The following is a 16,216-nucleotide window of genomic DNA, read 5'->3' as shown; positions in this document are numbered from 1 at the left end:
GCGCTCCGGAACGTCCGCCTGGTCCTCGCGCGCGGCGTGATGGCTGCGACGTGACGTTGCGAAAGCCACTTTCGCAACGTTGAAGGTTGCGAAAGTGGCTTTCGCAACACGCCCACAGCGACGCCACAGGGACACACCGGCAACAACCCGGCACGGCAACGGCAACGGCAACGGCAAGACTTTCGTGACAGTGTTTTAAAACGGTGTTACCGTTGCCTCCCGCACCACGAAAGGAACCACCATGGAAGGCCCGATCAGGCTCTTCACCGTCATCGCGCTCGTTTCCCTGCCGACGGTGATGTACGGCGGTTACGCGCTGATGGGTGTCCTGCGCGACAGGAAACTGACCGAACACCAGCGCGGGATGTTCCGCGCAGGCCACGCGCACGCCGGTGTCCTCCTGGTTCTCGCGCTGGTCGCGCTGCAGATCCTCGGGCAGACCGGGCTCCCGGCCGCCACGCTTTGGATCGTCTGCTTCCTGCTGCTGTTCGGCGTGCTCGCCCAGTCCGGCGGCTTCTTCCTGCATCTGGCACCGGGCAAGGGCAAGCTCGGCGGGCGGGTCACCGGCGCCGGAGCGGTGCTGCTCGGGGCGGCGATCCTGACCACCGCGTACGGCGTCGCCTTCGCTGGTTAAGCTTGCTGACGTGCCTGAATACCTGCCGACAGCCCCCGCCAAGGGGACCCGCGACTTCCTGCCCGCCGAGATGTCCGTCCGGACGCAGGTGTTCGGCCATCTCTACGACGTGCTCGAACTCCGGGGTTTCCTCCGCTACGACGGGCCCATCCTCGAACCCGCCGAGATCTACGAGCGGAAGTCCGGGCAGGAGATCGCGGACCAGCAGCTGTACACCTTGACCACCAAGGGCGGCGAGCGGCTGGCGCTGCGCCCGGAGATGACGCCGTCGGTCGCTAGGATGATCGCGGGCAACGCCAAAGCGCTGCAGTTCCCGGTGCGCTGGTACAGCCACCCGAACTGCCACCGCTACGAGCGTCCGCAGCGTGGCCGGGTTCGCGAGCACTGGCAGATCAACGCGGACATCTTCGGTTCGGACAGCGCGAACTGCGAGATCGAGATCTTCGAACTCGTCCACGACATGATGAGCGCGCTCGGCGCGACCCCGGACATGTTCCAGGTGCGGGCCAACGACCGGAACCTGCTCTCCTCGGCGCTCACCGACATCGTCGGCGTGACCGCGGAGCAGCTGCCGCAGGTGTTCACCCTGGTGGACCGCTGGGAGAAGTCGGACCGGACGAAGCTGAGCGACACCGCGGCCGAGATCGGGCTGACCGACAAGCAGTTCGAGAAGCTGACCGAGATCCTGACGTCCGGCACGGCCCTGCTCGACGAGCTGCCGGACCAGGTCAAGGAGAGCTCGAACCTGGTCAAGGTGCTGAACAGCGGCGCCGCGGACCTGATCACGTTCGACCCGATGATCGTGCGCGGGCTCGCGTACTACACGTCGACCGTGTTCGAGGTCTTCGACACCTCCCCGGAGAACCGTCGCGCCCTTTTCGGCGGCGGCCGGTACAGCGACCTGGCGTCGTTGTTCACGTCGCAGCAGATCCCCGGGATCGGCTTCGGCATGGGCGACGTCACGCTGATCGACTTCCTCGACACGCACGGCCTCACCCCGAAGCCGCGCAGCGAGACCGATGTCGTGGTGATCCCGGTGATCGAAGAGCTCACCGACGCCGCGCGCGAGGTCGCCGGGCGGCTCCGGAAGGCCGGGCTGCGCACGTCCACGCCTGTCGAACTCCGCAAGCTGGGCAAGGAGCTCACCCGTGCGGACAAGGCCGGGGCGCGGGCCGTGGTGATCGTCGGCCAGGAGGACTGGGACGCCGGGAACGTGACCGTGCGCGGACTCGCGACCCGCGAGCAGCAGGCGGTGGCTGTCGACGGCGTGGTCGACGCGGTCACGTCTTTGGTCTGACAGAGCCCTGCTCTGACAACGAAAAGCCGGCACCCGTTGATCGGGCGCCGGCTTTTCGTTATCAGCGGGACAGCATGCGCATGGCCGCTTCGGGGTAGCGCTCCCCCGCGACCGCGTCTGCCGGGACCGCCGCCTCGATCGCGGCGACGTCCTCGGCGGTCAGCTTCAGGCCGACGGACGCCACGTTCTCTTCGAGGTACTTGCGGCGTTTGGTGCCCGGGATCGGCACGACGTCGTCGCCCTGTGCCTGCACCCAGGCCAGCGCGAGCTGTCCGGCGGTGACGCCCTTCTGCTCGGCCAGCGCGCGCAACGCGTCGACGATCGCCATGTTGCGCTCGAAATTGCCCTCGGCGAAGCGCGGCTGGGTCTCCTGACGGAAGTCACCCTCCGCGAAGTCCTCTTTGGACTTGAAGCGGCCGGTGAGGAAACCGCGGCCCAGCGGGGAATACGGCACCAGCCCGATGCCGAGCTCACGGCAGACCGGGACGACCTCGTTCTCGATGTCGCGCGACCACAGCGACCACTCGGTCTGCACGGCCGTCACCAGATGCACGGCGTGCGCCCGCCGGATCGTCTCCGGACCGGCCTCGGACAGCCCGATGTGCCGGATCTTCCCCTGCTCGACCAGCGAGGACAGCGTGCCCGCGGTCTCCTCGATCGGCACGTTCGGGTCGACACGGTGCTGGTAGTAGAGGTCGATGTGATCGACGTTCAACCGGCGAAGCGAAGCCTCGACCTGTTGGCGCACATAGAACTCGTCGCCCCGGATGCCGCGCTTCGAGGGATCCGCCTCGTCGCGCACGATACCGAACTTGGTCGCCAGCACCACCTGGTCCCGTTTGCCCGCCAAGGCGCGGCCGACCAGTTCCTCGTTGCGGCCGAAGCCGTACATGTCGGCGGTGTCGATCAGGGTGACGCCCAGTTCGATCGCGCGGTGGATCGTCGCGATCGATTCGGTGTCGTCACCTTGGCCGTAGAACTCGCTCATGCCCATGCAGCCGAGCCCCTGCGCGCCGACTTCCAGCGTGCCGAGCCCGCGGGTGGGCAGGGTGGAACCCGTCATGATCTCTCTCGCAATTCTCTGGGTTTTATTTTCCGGCGGCGCGGGCGAGCCGCTCCGGATAACGCTCACCGGCGATCGCCTCGGCGGGCGCGGCCTTTTCGATGGCCTGGATGTCCACTTCGGACAGTTCGATATCCGCGGCGGCGGCGTTCTCTTCGAGGTACTTGCGGCGTTTGGTGCCCGGGATCGGCACGACGTCGTCACCCTGCGCCTGCACCCAAGCCAGCGCGAGCTGCCCCGCGGTGACACCCTTCTGCTCCGCCAGCGCGCGCAACGCCTCGACGATCGCCATGTTGCGCTCGAAGTTGCCCTCGGCGAACCGGGGCAGCCCGCGGCGCATGTCGTCCGCCGGAAGGTCCTTCACCGACGTCACACTGCCGGTGAGGAAACCGCGGCCGAGCGGCGAGAACGGCACGACGCCGATGCCCAGCTCGCGAACGGTCGAGAGGATCTCGCCTTCGAGGCCACGAGTCCACAGGGACCATTCGCTCTGCAGCGCCGTCACCGGGTGGACGGCGTGGGCGCGACGGATCGTGTCGACGCCGGCCTCGGAAATCCCGGCGTAACGGATCTTCCCCTCCTGGACCAGCTCCGCGAGCGCGCCCCAGGTCTCTTCGATCGGCGTGTTCGGGTCGACCCGGTGCTGGTAGTAGAGGTCGATGTGGTCGACGTTCAGCCGCCGAAGCGACTCTTCGCAGCTCTGTTTGACGTACGCCGCGTCGCCGCGCGCGGACATCCCGCCGTCCTCATCCCAGACGATGCCGAACTTGGTCGCCAGCACGACCTGGTCCCGCTTGCCCGCGATCGCGCGGCCGACGAGCTCTTCGTTCGCTCCGGCGCCGTAGACGTTCGCGGTGTCGAGCAGGGTCACGCCCAGCTCGAGGGCACGGTGGACGGTGGCGATCGACTCCGTGTCGTCGTCGCGGACGCCGTAGGCCTGGCTCATCCCCATGCAGCCGAGGCCCTGCGCCCCGACCGCCAGCCCGCCGAGCATCCTGGTGCTGATCACGCTGAAATTCCCTCCACGGTGGCTCCGGTGCCGAGCACCTTGCGTTCCACCTGGTCGTAGTGGTCGATCTTGTAGTCGAGGATGTCGAGACAGGTCTGCAACTCGGCGATCCGGTCGGCGACCGATTTGCGCTGGTCGACCAGGATCGCCTTGCGCCGGCCCGCGCTCGCCGCGCCGTGGTGGCGCAGGGAGGCGTACTCGCGCATCCGTTTGATGGGCATGCCGGTCAGGCGGAGCTTGGTCAGGAACCCCAGCCACCCGAGGTCGTCGTCGGTGTAGGCGCGGCGCCCGGCGGCGTCCCGCGCCGGGGGCTCGACGAGTTTGATGCGCTCGTAGTACCGGAGAGTGTCGATGGACAGTCCGCTACGTCGCGCGGCTTCCGCTATCGAGTAGCTCATGCGAACGACACTACGACCTGGAGTGCGCTCCAGGTCAACTCCGAATCCGAGCGATTGATAACAGCGTTGCGCTACCCTCCGTACATGCCCCGCCCCAGGACGCACGACGAGAACCTCCGGCTGAAACTGCTGGACCGCGCCGGTGAACTCATCTCGGCCGACGGTCCCAAGGCGCTGAGCCTCCGCAAACTGGCCGCCGACGTCGGCACGTCCACCACCGCGGTCTATTCGCTCTTCGGCGGGAAAACGGATCTCGTCAGCGCCCTGTTCACCGAGGGGTTCCGCCGCTTCGGACGCCGGATGTCCGGGGTCACGCTGAGCGGCGACCCGGTCGAAGACCTGGTGCGGCTCGGCGTCGCGTACCGGGAAAGCGCGCTGGCCGACCCGCATCTCTACGCGATCATGTTCACGAAGTCGGTGCCGGGTTTCGAACCGGCGGAGGAGACATCCGAGCACGCCCGCGCCACGATGGCGCCGCTGGAGGGGACGATCCGCCAGGCCGTCGCCGACGGCGTCTTCCTCGACGTGCCGCCCGAGGTCGTCACGGTGGCGTGCTGGGGCTTCGTGCACGGGCTCGTGTCGCTGGAGCTGAACGGGAACCTTCCGGAGCAGTACACCGTGAGCACGGCTTACGAGACCGCGCTGCGGGTGAACGCCGCGGGCTGGCTGCGCCGGTGACCTGCGTTTAGCGGGCTAAACGCGATCCGGTGCGGGCTTGGGCGGGCAGGTCCGTGAAGGCCTCCTTGAGGGACTCTAGGTCTCTCAAGGAGGCCTTCACGGACTTCGGCGATCGCCCCGGGGCACGACCTGCGTTTAGCGGGCTAATCGTGATCCGGTGCGGTAGGCCCGTGAGGCCTTTTGCCTACCTTCAGAGCAGGGAGGGAGGCCGTCACTACGCCGCCACCCGCCGGATCGCGTTTAGCGGGCAAAACGCGATCCGACTGGCCTTGCCCCCTGATCAAGTACACGAAGGCCCCCTTGCGCCTAGCTCCGTGAAGGCCCCCATAGCGCGCCCCACCCGCCGGATCGCGTTTAGCGGGCTAAACGCGATCCGAGGCGGTCAGTAGAGCGGCAGGGTGCCCTCGTGGAGCGTCTTCCCTTCGGCATCGAGGACGACGACGCCCACCTGCGCGTTCGGCTCCATGGCCTCCGTGCCCTCCGGTCGCCAGACCGCGAAAGTCCCGTCGGTGACCGCTGCGTCGACCTTCTTGCCCGACCCGAAATCGAGCTTCACCGTGGTCGCGGTCCGCGGCACGATCCCGATGAACGGATTCTTCGCGCTGCCGACCCCGCCTTGCTCGGAGCCGCCGAGCGTTTCGGTCGAAAGTTTGCGCACTGGCTGCCGCTCGGTGCTCGAATCGGGGAAGAGGCGGTAGTAGTGATCCCCGAGCCCGCCCTGGCAGACGGCGAACCTGTCGCCGAGCCGGGCGACGACCACCTTGACGTCATCGCCTTCGAGCAGCGTTCCCGTCTCGTACACGTCCACGTCGGGCAGCGGTTCGACCGCCCCCTCCACGCAGGTCTGGAAGAACTTCCCCGCCGGTGTGCCTCGGTCCGGCACCACGGGCGGGACGCGATCGATGTCCGTCACAGCCGGTTCGGGCGCGGGCCGAAGAGCGTGCGGCGCGACGGTGACACCGTCGCCCGGCTCCCCGGTGTACGGCCCGACCGAGTATGTGGTCCGCGAAGGTTTGGACTGAGAAAGCATCACGAACAGGTTCCCGTTCCGGAAGATCGGCACGTCGGACGAGGCCGTCGAATCGGCGGTCCGGCTGAAGATCTCCATCTTTTCCCAGCCAGGGTCGGCCACCCCGGCGACCGTTCCGACGCGGCTCGTCAACAGCGCCGCGGCCTTGGTCCCCGTGGCATAGGACGGAACGGTGTCCGGGTCGGACACCGTCACCGTGATCGACGTCGTTTCACAGAAGAATGTCTTGCCGCCCGCGCGCACCGCGACGACCGTCACGGACGTCCAGGAAGGGGCGACGGTGAATTGCGGCACCCATTCGTCACGGGCGGGGAAGCGCGCGGCCTTGCCCCGGGACTGGAGCGCCGCCCAGCACCGGTTCATCGCCTCCTCGGCCTTCGGCAGGTCGAGAGCGAAGTCAGGTTCGCTCGCGACGGCAGGGCCCTGCCGGTCCGGCTCCCGGATGAGCACGGTCGTGACGAGAGCGCCCGCGAGTACCAGGACCACGGCGGCCGCGGCGGCGGCGATCGGCCATCGCCGCCGCCCGGGTTTTCCCATTCCCTCCCGCAGGGACATCCGCAGGTCGTCGAGCACTTCCGGAGGGAGTTCGCGCCTGCCGGGCAGGCCGAGGTCGTCGGTCATTTCTCCTCCAGGGCGGCCCGCAGCTGCGTACGGGCCCGCGAGATGTGGGCGCGAACGGTCACCTCCGCGACGCCGAGCAGTTCGGCGGCGTCGGCGAAGGAGAGATCGCCGAGCAGGCAGAGTTCGACGGCTTGCCGCTGCGATTTCGGTAGCTTCGCGACCAAGGCGAGCACCTGCCGCAGGCGGTCTTCGCCGTCGAGCTGGTCGACGACGGTGTCGGCGTGGTCGGACACCGACCGGGGCTCCGGCAGCCGCCGGACGAGCCGGAGCCGCCGCCCGGTGCTGCGGTGTTCGCTGCGCGCGAGGTTCCCCGCGACGGTGTACAGCCAGGGCAGCGCGCTGTCGCGGATGAGCGTGATGTCCGCCCGGCGCCGCCAGGCGGTGAGAAACGTCGTCGACGTCAGGTCTTCGGCCGACGCCCACGACCCGGTGAGCCGGTAGGCGTGGTTCCACACCGACTGGACATGCCGTTCGAACAGCTCGGTGAACGCCGGGTGATCACCGCCCGCGGCCGCCCGCCAAAGCTCCGTGTCGCTCCTGCCGGGAGGAGATTCGCACGAGTCCACCGGCACCCCCACCGTTCCGGTCACTGTCCTGGTCACATCTGTCAGTGACCGGCAACGGCGGAGTTGTTGCGAACCGGGTCAGACGGCCCCGTACTGCCGGTCCCCGGCGTCACCGAGACCCGGCACGATGAACCCCGAATCGTTCAGCCGTTCGTCGATGCTCGCGGTCACCACGCGCAGCGGCAGCCCGGTCTTCTTCAGATGCTCGATGCCTTCGGGAGCCGCCAGCGCACAGATCGCCGTGACGTCGGTGGCGCCCCGATCGGTGAGCAACCGGATCGTGTACTCCATCGACCCACCGGTCGCCAGCATCGGGTCGAGCACCATCACCGGCCGGTCGGCGAGCGATTCGGGCAGCGACTCGAGGTACGGCGTCGGCTTGAGCGTCTCCTCGTCGCGCGCGAGGCCGACGAAACCCATTTGGGCGTCCGGGATCAGCTTGTGCGCCTGGTCCGCCATCCCGAGCCCGGCCCGCAGCACCGGCACGAGCAGCGGCGGGCTCGCCAGCGCGTAGCCGTCGGTGCGCGCCACCGGCGTGTGGATCCGCTCGATCCGCACGGGAATTTCGCGCGTGGCTTCGTAGACCAGCATGACGGTCAGTTCGTGCAGTGCCGCGCGGAAGGCGGCGCTGTCGGTGCGCGCGTCGCGCATGGTGGAGAGCCTGGCTTTGGCCAGCGGGTGATCAACGACGTGCACATCCATGCCGGTCAATTTAGCCCGTCACGACTGCCGCGCGAACCAGCCGACCCAGCGGCGCTGCCAGGGTGTCTCCACCGAACGCTTGTCGTGGTTGGCCCGCGCCCACGCCACCGCCTCGTCGGCGCTCATCCCGGAAAGGGTGGCGAGACAGGACAGCACCGTGCCGGTCCGCCCCACTCCGCCGTAACAGGCGACCTCGACGCCTTCGCCCGCCGCGGCCCGGGTGTGCAGGTCGACGATCCGGCGCCGCGCGTCGGCCCAGTCCGTCGGCAGGAGGAAGTCGGGCCAGCGGATCCACGCCCGCTCCCAGTCCATTTTGTGATCGTGTTTCCGGCGCAGCTTCGCCCCGCCCAAATACAGTCCGAATTCCGGCGCGGGCCCGTTCGGCCAGGGGCGGCCCAGGCCCCGTCCGCGCACCTTGATCCCGTCCGGCAGCTCGACGGCGCCGGGTAGTGAGTTCCCCATCACGAGAGGATGCCACTGTCGACCGGAAGATGGACGCTTGGCCCTCTCCTCGGCGCTAGGCTCGTCCAGGTGAGTGAAGAGCCGGCCCTGCCGGGCCCCGAACAGATGCGCATCTCCGACGCCGACCGCGAGCAGGTCGCGCAGGTGCTGCACGCGGCGATGTCCGAAGGACGCATCACCATCAACGAGCTGGAAGAACGGCTCACCACCGTCTACGCGGCCAAGACCGTCGGAGACCTCAAGCCGGTCACCGCGGATCTGCCCCAGCAGTCACGGGCCGCGATCGAGCCGTCGACCTCGCGCGCGCTGGGCCTGCCCGACGATCGCATCGGCGGGCATCCGGGCTCCAACGCCTCGATCGCCGTCATGTCCGGCGCGTCCCGCAAGGGCAGCTGGGTCGTGCCGCCGCAGCACAACAGTTTCGCGTTCTGGGGCGGCACCGACATCGACCTGCGGCACGCGCGGTTCGCCGAGAAGCACACGACGATCACCGCGGTCGCGATCATGGGCGGCATCGACATCATCGTGCCCGACGACATCAACGTGGACGTCACCGGAATCGGCTTCATGGGCGCCTTCGAACTGGAGGATCGCGCCGGGACTCCCCCGGCGCCGCCGACCGCGCCGACGGTGAAGATCACCGGCCTGGCGTTCTGGGGTGGCGTCGTCGTGAAGCGGAAACCGCGTAGAAAGGACGTACCCGAACTGGAAGCCTGACCTGAACTGGGGGGTTCACCACATGCGCCGAAGTTTCGTCGCGATCGTTTGTGCCGCACTGCTTTCCGCCACCGCCTTGCCGGCGGTGGCCGCCGAGAACGCCGATCCGCGCCAGACCGCGATGGACGCGGCCGTCGCCGCGGGCATCCCCGGCATGGTCGCCGTCTCCGACGGATTCCGCGGTGTCAGCGGCGTCGCGGACATCGACCGGCCGGGCAAGCCCGACGTGTCGGGCCGCTGGCGGATCGCGAGTGTGTCGAAGGTGTTCGTCGCGACGCTGGTCCTGCAGCTCGTGGCGGAAAAGCGCGTCGGGCTGGACGAGCCCGTCCGGCGCTACCTGCCGGGGCTGTTGCCGTATCCGGAGTCGATCACCGTCCGCCAGCTCCTGCAGCACACCAGCGGCCTCCCGCGCGACCTGGCGCCCGAGGACACCTGGGCGACCGGTCCGGAGGTCGACACCGAACGCTTCGAGCACTTCGACAGCGACGACCAGATCCGCCTGAGCGTGACGAAGCAGCCGCTGCAGTTCGAGCCCGGGACGAGCTGGGCGTACTCCAACACCGGCTACAACGTCCTCGGCCTGCTGGTCGAGAAGGTCACGCGGAAGCCGCTGGAACGCGCGCTCACCGAGCGCGTGACCGGGCCGCTGCACCTGCGCGACACCTCGCTCCCCCGCGATTTCCCGTTCCTGCTCCGCCCGGCCGCCCGCGGCTACGAGCAGCTGTACGACGCGCCGCGCGGCCTCACCGACGTCACCACCTACAACTACTCGCGCTACTTCGGCGCCGGCGGCATGGTGTCTTCGGCCAAGGACCTCAACCGCTTCTTCGAGGCGTTGTTCGGCGGGCGCCTGCTGCCCGCCGGTCTGGTGGCGGAGATGAGGAAGACGGTCCCGGTGGGCGGTGGCATGGAGTACGGCCTCGGCCTGATGAAGCTGAACCTCAAGACGGCGGGCGCCTGCGCCGAGGACATCTCCGTCTGGGGACACGGCGGCGATCTGCCGGGGTTCGCCACCCTCAGCTTCCACGACGACTCCGGCAAGAACATCTCCACGCTGGCGACCGTGGACATCACCGCGTCGCCGGACGCCGCGCTCAAGCGTCAGCTGCCGATGATCTCCGAGTTCTGCGCCCCGGTGGTGCCCTCGACCAGTGCGCTCGCCCAGGCCCCGGTGCCCAGCCTGTAGGCCGCTTACACTCACCCGTATGACAGCTACGACCAGCTCGTCAGCGGCGACGGCCACCCCGTCGCCGCTGGCGGACGCGACTCGCGACGAGGCGAGCCTGCGCCGGTTCCTGCACGGGCTGCCTGGTGTCGACCAGGTCGGCGTCGAGCAGCGGGCGGCGGGGCTCGGCACGCGCAGCATCAAGAAGGCCGCCAAGCTCTGGGCGATCGACACCGCCATTTCGATGGTCGACCTGACGACCCTCGAGGGCGCCGACACCCGGGGCAAGGTCCGCGCGCTCGCCGCGAAGGCCATGCGGCCGGATCCGGAACGCCCGGACACCCCGCGGGTCGCGGCCGTGTGCGTGTACCCGGACATGGTCGAGACGGCTGTCGAGGCGCTTCGCGGCACCGGTATCCACGTCGCGAGTGTGGCCACCGGCTTCCCGGCGGGCCGCACGAGCCGCGAGATCAAGCTGGCCGACACCAAGATCGCCGTCGACGCGGGCGCCGCCGAAATCGACATGGTGATCGACCGCGGCGCCTTCCTGGAGGGCCGCTACCTGGAGGTCTTCGAGGAGATCCAGGCCATCAAGGCCGCCTGCGGCAGCGCTCACCTCAAGGTCATCCTCGAAACCGGTGAGCTCGCCACCTACGACAACGTCCGCCGCGCGTCGTGGCTCGCGCTGCTGGCGGGCGGCGACTTCATCAAGACCTCCACCGGCAAGGTCTCGCCCGCCGCGACGCTGCCGGTCACCCACGTGATGCTGCAGGCCGTCCGCGACTGGTTCGTCCAGACCGGTGAACTGCGCGGCGTCAAACCGGCCGGTGGCATCCGGACGACCAAGGACGCGATCAAGTACCTGGTCGCGGTCCACGAGGTCGCCGGCGAGCAGTGGCTGACCCCGGATCTGTTCCGGTTCGGGGCGTCCAGCCTGCTCAACGACCTCCTGCTGCAGCGCCGCACCCAGGCCGACGGCCACTACAGCGGTCCCGACTACGTGACGGTGGACTGATCCATGGGCATCTTCGAGTACGCGCCCGCGCCCGAATCGCGCGACCTCGCGAACCTCAAACCGCATTACCGACCGTTCGTGAACGGCGAATTCGTCGACGGCTCAGGTGAGCCGCTCAAGACCATCAATCCCGCCACCGAAGAGGTGCTCGCCGAGGTCGGCACCGCTTCGGTGTCCGATGTGGACAGTGCGGTGAAGGCCGCGCGCAAGGCGTACAACGGCGTCTGGTCCAAGATGCCGGGCTCCGAACGCGCCAAGTACCTGTTCCGCATCGCGCGCCTGATCCAGGAACGATCGCGCGAGCTGGCCGTGCTGGAAAGCCTCGACAACGGCAAGCCGATCAAGGAATCGCGCGATTCCGACGTGCCGACGGCCGCCGCGCACTTCTTCTACCACGCCGGCTGGGCCGACAAGCTCGACTACGCGGGCTACGGCCCGAACCCGAAGCCGCTCGGCGTCGCGGGCCAGGTCATCCCGTGGAACTTCCCGCTGCTGATGCTGGCGTGGAAGATCGCGCCCGCGCTGGCCACCGGCAACACCGTGGTGCTCAAACCCGCGGAGACCACGCCGCTGACCGCGCTCGTGTTCGCGGAGATCTGTCAGCAGGCCGAACTCCCGCCCGGCGTGGTGAACATCCTGCCCGGCGCCGGGGACATCGGTGCCGCGCTCGTGGGCCACGGCGACGTGAACAAGGTCGCGTTCACCGGTTCGACCGAGGTCGGCAAGGCCATCCAGCGCCAGATCGCGGGCACCGCGAAGAAGCTGACGCTGGAGCTGGGCGGCAAGGCGGCGAACGTCGTCTTCGATGACGCTCCGCTGGACCAGGCCGTCGAGGGGATCGTCAACGGGATCTTCTTCAACCAGGGTCACGTGTGCTGTGCGGGCTCGCGCCTGCTGGTGCAGGAGTCCATCGCCGAAGAGCTGCTCGAGAAGCTGCGCTACCGCGTCTCGACGCTGCGGCTGGGCGACCCGCTGGACAAGAACACCGATATCGGCGCGATCAACTCCGCCGAGCAGCTCGCGAAGATCAAGGGTCTCGTGGAGTCCGGCGACGCCGAGGGCGCGCAGCGCTGGACCAGCCCCTGCCCGGTGCCGGAACGCGGTTTCTTCTTCGCTCCCACCGTGTTCTCCGACGTCCAGCAGTCGATGCGCATCGCCCGCGAAGAGATCTTCGGGCCGGTGCTTTCGGTGCTGACCTTCCGCACCCCGGACGAGGCGGTCACCAAGGCGAACAACACGCCGTACGGGCTTTCGGCCGGCATCTGGACCGAGAAGGGTTCGCGCATTCTCTGGATGGCGAACCAGCTCCGCGCCGGCGTCGTCTGGGCCAACACGTTCAACCGCTTCGATCCCGCCGCGCCGTTCGGCGGCTACCAGGAGTCGGGTTTCGGCCGCGAAGGCGGACGCACCGGACTGGAGGCCTACCTCGATGTCTGACCGTATTTCGGTGGCGAAGACCTACAAGCTCTACATCGGCGGCAAGTTCCCGCGTTCGGAATCCGGCCGCGTGTACCCGGTCACCGACACCAAGGGCAAGTTCCTGGCGAACGCCTCGCACGCGTCCCGCAAGGACGTCCGCGACGCGGTTTCCGCCGCTCGCAAGGCTTTCGGCGGCTGGTCGGCGGCGACGGCGTACAACCGCGGCCAGGTCCTGTACCGGGTGGCGGAGATGCTGGAAGGCCGCCGCGAACAGTTCGTCGCGGAGGTCTCGGCGTCCGAAGGCGTGGCGACGAAGAAGGCTCAGTCCCTTGTGGACGCGTCGATCGACCGCTGGGTCTGGTACGCGGGCTGGACGGACAAGATCGCGACCGTGCTCGGCGGGGCCAACCCGGTCGCGGGCCCGTACTTCTCCTTCACCGTGCCGGAACCGACCGGTGTCGTCGGAGTGCTGGCGCCGCAGGAGTCATCGCTGCTGGGCCTGGTGAGCGTGCTGGCCCCGGTGCTGGCGACCGGCTCGACCGCGGTGGTCGTCTCCAGCGCGGACCGGCCGCTGCCCGCGATCACGCTTTCGGAGGTCCTGGCGACGTCCGATCTGCCCGGCGGGGTCGCGAACATCCTGACCGGCCGCGCGTCGGAGCTGGGCTCGTGGCTCGCGTCGCACGGAGACGTCAACGCCCTCGATCCGACCGGCGCCGAGCCGTCCGCGCGGGCGGACCTGGCGCGCGAGGCCGCGGGGACCGTGAAGCGGGTCCTGACCGTTCCGGACACCGAGCCGGACTGGACCGCCGACGCCGACATCTCGCGGCTGCGGCGGTACCTGGAGGCGAAGACCGTCTGGCACCCGCTGGGCGTCTAAGCCACCCGGTTCGGACAGTTGGACACCGCAAGTCCGTGAAGGCCTCCTTCCCTACTTTGAGGGTAGGGAAGGAGGCCTTCACGGCACCCAGTCGCTGGGGGTCCGGCCCGCCTGCCCGCCCCTACCGCCGGCGTTGCGAAAGCCACTTTCGCAACGTTGAAGGTTGCGAAAGTGGCTTTCGCAACCACCTTCGCCGCACCACCGGCCGGCCAAGACCTCACGGATCGAGATCGGCCCCGGTCAGCGCCCGGCCCGGCAGCGGCTCGTTCGTGCCGACGGCCCGCAGGCCGTCGATCATGATCCCGATGCACCGCCTCGTCGCCATCCGCGCGACCTCCTCGCCCTTGCCCGGCATCTGCCGCAGCAACGTCGCGAACAGGATCGCGACGTCACCGGCGGCGACGTCGCTCCGGAGCTTGCCCTCCGCCTGCGCGCCCCGGACGAAAGCGTCCATCACCAGCAGCAACTCGTCACGCAGTGCCTTGATCGCGGGGTCACTCTTCAGGATCGCCAGCGCCCGGGGCGACACCATCGCGAGCTGGATGCTCAGCTGCAGTTCCATCGACTGGTGCAGCAGCCGGATCAGCGCCTCCCAGTCCGAGGCCTCCTGATCCCTCGCGGCCTTCGCGTCCCTGAGGACCCGGTCGAAGTTGTCGACGGCGACCGCCCGGATCAACGCGTCGCGATCCGGGAACCGCCGGTACAGGGTGCCGACGCCGACACCCGCCGAGCGGGCGATCTCCTCCATCGGGACCTCGGCGCCTTGGGCGGCGAAGATGGCTCTCGCGGCAGCCAGGATCTGATCCCGGTTCCGGCGCGCGTCGGCACGCAAGCGGGTCTCGGGGTCGGCCGTCATGATCCTCGCCTCTCGAAGGGTCCTTCAGGGCCGTGATTCTCGCACGTAAGGGCGTGCCCTTCACGCCTCCCGGGAAACCACCCCTTCGCGAGTGGACGATCCGCCTCCGCTTGAGTACCTTGGTCGATAAGCGGAATGAAACCATCCGCATACGTTTTTGGGGTCCCCTGTCCGATACCGCCCGAACCACCCGACTTCTGGGGAAGGACAACCCGATGACCGACGTCGAGGAAACCACCGCGACCTTGCCGCTGGCGCGGAAATGCCCGTTTTCGCCACCGCCCGAATACGAACGGCTTCGCCGGGAAAGTCCGATCTCCCGGGTCGGTCTTCCTTCCGGCCAAACGGCTTGGGCGCTCACCCGGCTCGAAGACATCCGCGAAATGCTGAGCAGCCCGCATTTCAGTTCCGACCGGCAGAGCCCGTCGTTCCCGCTGATGGTCGCGCGGCAGATCCTCCGCGAGGACAAGCCGTTCCGGCCCTCCCTCATCTCGATGGACCCGCCGGAACACAGCCGGGCCAGGCGTGACGTCGTCGGGGAATTCACCGTCAAACGCATGAAGGCGCTCCAGCCGCGAATTCAGCAGATCGTCGACGAACATCTCGACGCCCTGCTCGCGGGCCCCAAACCCGCCGATCTCGTCCAGGCGCTTTCCCTGCCGGTTCCGTCTTTGGTGATCTGCGAACTGCTCGGCGTCCCCTATTCGGACCACGAGTTCTTCCAGTCCTGCAGTTCGAGGATGCTCAGCCGGGAGGTCACCGCCGAAGAACGGATGACCGCGTTCGAGCAACTCGAAAACTATCTCGACGAACTCGTCGCCAAGAAGGAGGCGGACGCCACCGAGGACGACCTCCTCGGCCGTCAGATCCTGAAGCAGCGCGAAGCGGGCGAGGCCGACCACGGCGAACTTGTCGGGCTGGCGTTCCTGCTGCTCATCGCCGGACACGAGACCACGGCGAACATGATCTCGCTCGGCACGGTGACCCTGCTGGAGAACCCCGATCAGCTGGCGAAGATCAAGGCGGACCCGGGCAAGACCCTCGCCGCCATCGAGGAACTCCTGCGGGTCTTCACGATCGCGGAAACGGCGACCGCACGCTTCGCCACCGCGGACGTCGAGATCGGCGGAACGCTCATCCGCGCCGGCGAAGGCGTCGTCGGCCTGAGCAACGCGGGCAACCACGATCCGGACGGCTTCGAGAACCCGGACACCTTCGACATCGAACGCGGCGCGCGGCATCACGTCGCCTTCGGATTCGGGGTGCACCAATGCCTCGGCCAGAACTTGGCGAGGTTGGAACTCCAGATCGTGTTCGATACGTTGTTCCGGCGAGTACCGGGCCTCCGGATCGCCGTTCCGGTCGACGAACTGCAGTTCAAGCACGATTCGACGATCTACGGCCTCCACGCCCTTCCGGTCACCTGGTAGGAGGAGCCATGAAGATCATCGCGGACACCGGGAAATGCGTGGGCGCGGGCCAGTGCGTGCTCACCGATCCCGATCTGTTCGATCAGAGCGAGGACGACGGAACTGTCCTCGTGCTGAACGCCGAGCCCGAAGGCGAAGAGGCGGAAGAGAACGCGCGCACCGCCGTGCACATTTGCCCGGGGCAGGCCTTGTCGCTCGCGTGAGGGGCGGGGCGCGGTGGTCGTGAGTGGTAAGTGTCGTTCTAACGACACTTACCACTCACGACCACCCCAGCGCG

At 68.4% G+C, this 16,216-nt stretch carries 18 protein-coding genes; 10 read left to right on the top strand and 8 right to left on the bottom strand.

The features are described from left to right. Positions 1-241 precede the first annotated feature (241 nt). On the top strand, positions 242-634 hold the full coding sequence (locus tag ACLJQ7_RS31725) for a hypothetical protein (RefSeq protein ID WP_410651828.1): 393 nt from the start codon (positions 242-244) through the stop codon (positions 632-634). A 10-nt stretch (positions 635-644) separates the two neighbouring features. Further along, positions 645-1,931 (top strand): histidine--tRNA ligase, encoded by a 1,287-nt coding sequence (hisS, locus tag ACLJQ7_RS31720; RefSeq protein WP_410651827.1) that lies wholly within the window; start codon positions 645-647, stop codon positions 1,929-1,931. Between the two features lie 61 nt (positions 1,932-1,992). On the opposite strand, the gene ACLJQ7_RS31715 is transcribed toward hisS, so the two are convergent. The 3 genes from ACLJQ7_RS31715 to ACLJQ7_RS31705 are packed head-to-tail and all read right to left on the bottom strand — an operon-like array spanning position 1,993 to position 4,401. Beyond that, positions 1,993-2,994, bottom strand: coding sequence for an aldo/keto reductase (locus ACLJQ7_RS31715; protein WP_410651826.1), 1,002 nt, complete (start codon positions 2,992-2,994; stop codon positions 1,993-1,995). A gap of 25 nt (positions 2,995-3,019) precedes the next feature. After that, complete coding sequence (locus ACLJQ7_RS31710; protein WP_410651825.1) at positions 3,020-4,003, bottom strand: aldo/keto reductase; 984 nt, start codon at positions 4,001-4,003, stop codon at positions 3,020-3,022. Next, entirely contained in the window at positions 4,000-4,401 is a 402-nt protein-coding gene (locus ACLJQ7_RS31705; protein WP_007032012.1) for a MerR family transcriptional regulator, read from the bottom strand. The genes ACLJQ7_RS31710 and ACLJQ7_RS31705 overlap by 4 nt, the downstream gene beginning before the upstream one ends. A gap of 84 nt (positions 4,402-4,485) precedes the next feature. On the opposite strand from ACLJQ7_RS31705, the gene ACLJQ7_RS31700 reads away from it, so the two are divergent. Next, positions 4,486-5,079, top strand: a complete 594-nt coding sequence (locus ACLJQ7_RS31700) for a TetR/AcrR family transcriptional regulator (RefSeq protein WP_410651824.1) — start codon at positions 4,486-4,488, stop codon at positions 5,077-5,079. 382 nt (positions 5,080-5,461) lie between these two features. On the opposite strand, the gene ACLJQ7_RS31695 is transcribed toward ACLJQ7_RS31700, so the two are convergent. From ACLJQ7_RS31695 to ACLJQ7_RS31680, 4 genes are read right to left on the bottom strand one after another with little or no spacing between them, the layout of a single operon-like run. Then, positions 5,462-6,730, bottom strand: coding sequence for a hypothetical protein (locus tag ACLJQ7_RS31695; protein ID WP_410651823.1), 1,269 nt, complete (start codon positions 6,728-6,730; stop codon positions 5,462-5,464). Continuing rightward, positions 6,727-7,320, bottom strand: coding sequence for an RNA polymerase sigma factor (locus ACLJQ7_RS31690; protein ID WP_410652017.1), 594 nt, complete (start codon positions 7,318-7,320; stop codon positions 6,727-6,729). Before ACLJQ7_RS31690 ends, ACLJQ7_RS31695 begins: the two co-directional genes overlap by 4 nt. A gap of 54 nt (positions 7,321-7,374) precedes the next feature. Beyond that, positions 7,375-7,998: a uracil phosphoribosyltransferase gene (upp, locus tag ACLJQ7_RS31685; protein ID WP_410651822.1), complete on the bottom strand. Its 624-nt coding sequence runs from the start codon at positions 7,996-7,998 to the stop codon at positions 7,375-7,377. 18 nt (positions 7,999-8,016) lie between these two features. Next, on the bottom strand, positions 8,017-8,460 hold the full coding sequence (locus ACLJQ7_RS31680; protein WP_410651821.1) for a protein-tyrosine phosphatase family protein: 444 nt from the start codon (positions 8,458-8,460) through the stop codon (positions 8,017-8,019). Positions 8,461-8,565: 105 nt separating this feature from the next. On the opposite strand from ACLJQ7_RS31680, the gene ACLJQ7_RS31675 reads away from it, so the two are divergent. Genes ACLJQ7_RS31675 through ACLJQ7_RS31655 form a run of 5 tightly spaced genes read left to right on the top strand, consistent with a single transcriptional unit; the run spans position 8,566 to position 13,653 of the window. Continuing rightward, positions 8,566-9,177, top strand: a complete 612-nt coding sequence (locus ACLJQ7_RS31675; RefSeq protein ID WP_410652016.1) for a DUF1707 domain-containing protein — start codon at positions 8,566-8,568, stop codon at positions 9,175-9,177. A 22-nt stretch (positions 9,178-9,199) separates the two neighbouring features. After that, on the top strand, positions 9,200-10,363 hold the full coding sequence (locus tag ACLJQ7_RS31670) for a serine hydrolase domain-containing protein (protein ID WP_410651820.1): 1,164 nt from the start codon (positions 9,200-9,202) through the stop codon (positions 10,361-10,363). A gap of 19 nt (positions 10,364-10,382) precedes the next feature. Then, complete coding sequence (gene deoC / locus ACLJQ7_RS31665; protein ID WP_410651819.1) at positions 10,383-11,357, top strand: deoxyribose-phosphate aldolase; 975 nt, start codon at positions 10,383-10,385, stop codon at positions 11,355-11,357. 3 nt (positions 11,358-11,360) lie between these two features. Further along, the gene (locus tag ACLJQ7_RS31660; RefSeq protein WP_410651818.1) at positions 11,361-12,794 is read left to right on the top strand and encodes an aldehyde dehydrogenase family protein; all 1,434 of its coding nucleotides are present in this window, start codon (positions 11,361-11,363) and stop codon (positions 12,792-12,794) included. Continuing rightward, positions 12,787-13,653, top strand: coding sequence for an aldehyde dehydrogenase family protein (locus ACLJQ7_RS31655; RefSeq protein ID WP_410651817.1), 867 nt, complete (start codon positions 12,787-12,789; stop codon positions 13,651-13,653). Before ACLJQ7_RS31660 ends, ACLJQ7_RS31655 begins: the two co-directional genes overlap by 8 nt. A gap of 217 nt (positions 13,654-13,870) precedes the next feature. On the opposite strand, the gene ACLJQ7_RS31650 is transcribed toward ACLJQ7_RS31655, so the two are convergent. Next, positions 13,871-14,509, bottom strand: coding sequence for a TetR/AcrR family transcriptional regulator (locus ACLJQ7_RS31650; protein WP_410651816.1), 639 nt, complete (start codon positions 14,507-14,509; stop codon positions 13,871-13,873). Between the two features lie 215 nt (positions 14,510-14,724). On the opposite strand from ACLJQ7_RS31650, the gene ACLJQ7_RS31645 reads away from it, so the two are divergent. Both ACLJQ7_RS31645 and ACLJQ7_RS31640 read left to right on the top strand, forming a co-directional pair. Next, entirely contained in the window at positions 14,725-15,939 is a 1,215-nt protein-coding gene (locus ACLJQ7_RS31645; protein WP_410651815.1) for a cytochrome P450, read from the top strand. An 8-nt stretch (positions 15,940-15,947) separates the two neighbouring features. Next, positions 15,948-16,142 (top strand): ferredoxin, encoded by a 195-nt coding sequence (locus ACLJQ7_RS31640; RefSeq protein WP_034304647.1) that lies wholly within the window; start codon positions 15,948-15,950, stop codon positions 16,140-16,142. The last annotated feature ends 74 nt before the right edge of the window (positions 16,143-16,216 follow it).

The sequence above is a fragment of the Amycolatopsis sp. cmx-4-54 genome, assembly GCF_046548895.1.
Lineage (GTDB): Bacteria > Actinomycetota > Actinomycetes > Mycobacteriales > Pseudonocardiaceae > Amycolatopsis.
This window is presented reverse-complemented; position numbering and strand designations above follow the sequence as displayed.

Coding starts and splice junctions, on each gene's coding strand:
- ACLJQ7_RS31725 (WP_410651828.1), top strand. CDS start 242: ATGGAAGGCCCGATCAGGCTCTTCACCGTCATCGCGCTCGTTTCCCTG.
- ACLJQ7_RS31640 (WP_034304647.1), top strand. CDS start 15,948: ATGAAGATCATCGCGGACACCGGGAAATGCGTGGGCGCGGGCCAGTGC.
- ACLJQ7_RS31700 (WP_410651824.1), top strand. CDS start 4,486: ATGCCCCGCCCCAGGACGCACGACGAGAACCTCCGGCTGAAACTGCTG.
- ACLJQ7_RS31675 (WP_410652016.1), top strand. CDS start 8,566: ATGCGCATCTCCGACGCCGACCGCGAGCAGGTCGCGCAGGTGCTGCAC.
- upp (WP_410651822.1), bottom strand. CDS start 7,998: ATGGATGTGCACGTCGTTGATCACCCGCTGGCCAAAGCCAGGCTCTCC.
- ACLJQ7_RS31645 (WP_410651815.1), top strand. CDS start 14,725: ATGACCGACGTCGAGGAAACCACCGCGACCTTGCCGCTGGCGCGGAAA.
- ACLJQ7_RS31695 (WP_410651823.1), bottom strand. CDS start 6,730: ATGACCGACGACCTCGGCCTGCCCGGCAGGCGCGAACTCCCTCCGGAA.
- ACLJQ7_RS31670 (WP_410651820.1), top strand. CDS start 9,200: ATGCGCCGAAGTTTCGTCGCGATCGTTTGTGCCGCACTGCTTTCCGCC.
- ACLJQ7_RS31660 (WP_410651818.1), top strand. CDS start 11,361: ATGGGCATCTTCGAGTACGCGCCCGCGCCCGAATCGCGCGACCTCGCG.
- ACLJQ7_RS31680 (WP_410651821.1), bottom strand. CDS start 8,460: ATGGGGAACTCACTACCCGGCGCCGTCGAGCTGCCGGACGGGATCAAG.
- ACLJQ7_RS31715 (WP_410651826.1), bottom strand. CDS start 2,994: ATGACGGGTTCCACCCTGCCCACCCGCGGGCTCGGCACGCTGGAAGTC.
- deoC (WP_410651819.1), top strand. CDS start 10,383: ATGACAGCTACGACCAGCTCGTCAGCGGCGACGGCCACCCCGTCGCCG.
- ACLJQ7_RS31650 (WP_410651816.1), bottom strand. CDS start 14,509: ATGACGGCCGACCCCGAGACCCGCTTGCGTGCCGACGCGCGCCGGAAC.
- ACLJQ7_RS31655 (WP_410651817.1), top strand. CDS start 12,787: ATGTCTGACCGTATTTCGGTGGCGAAGACCTACAAGCTCTACATCGGC.
- ACLJQ7_RS31705 (WP_007032012.1), bottom strand. CDS start 4,401: ATGAGCTACTCGATAGCGGAAGCCGCGCGACGTAGCGGACTGTCCATC.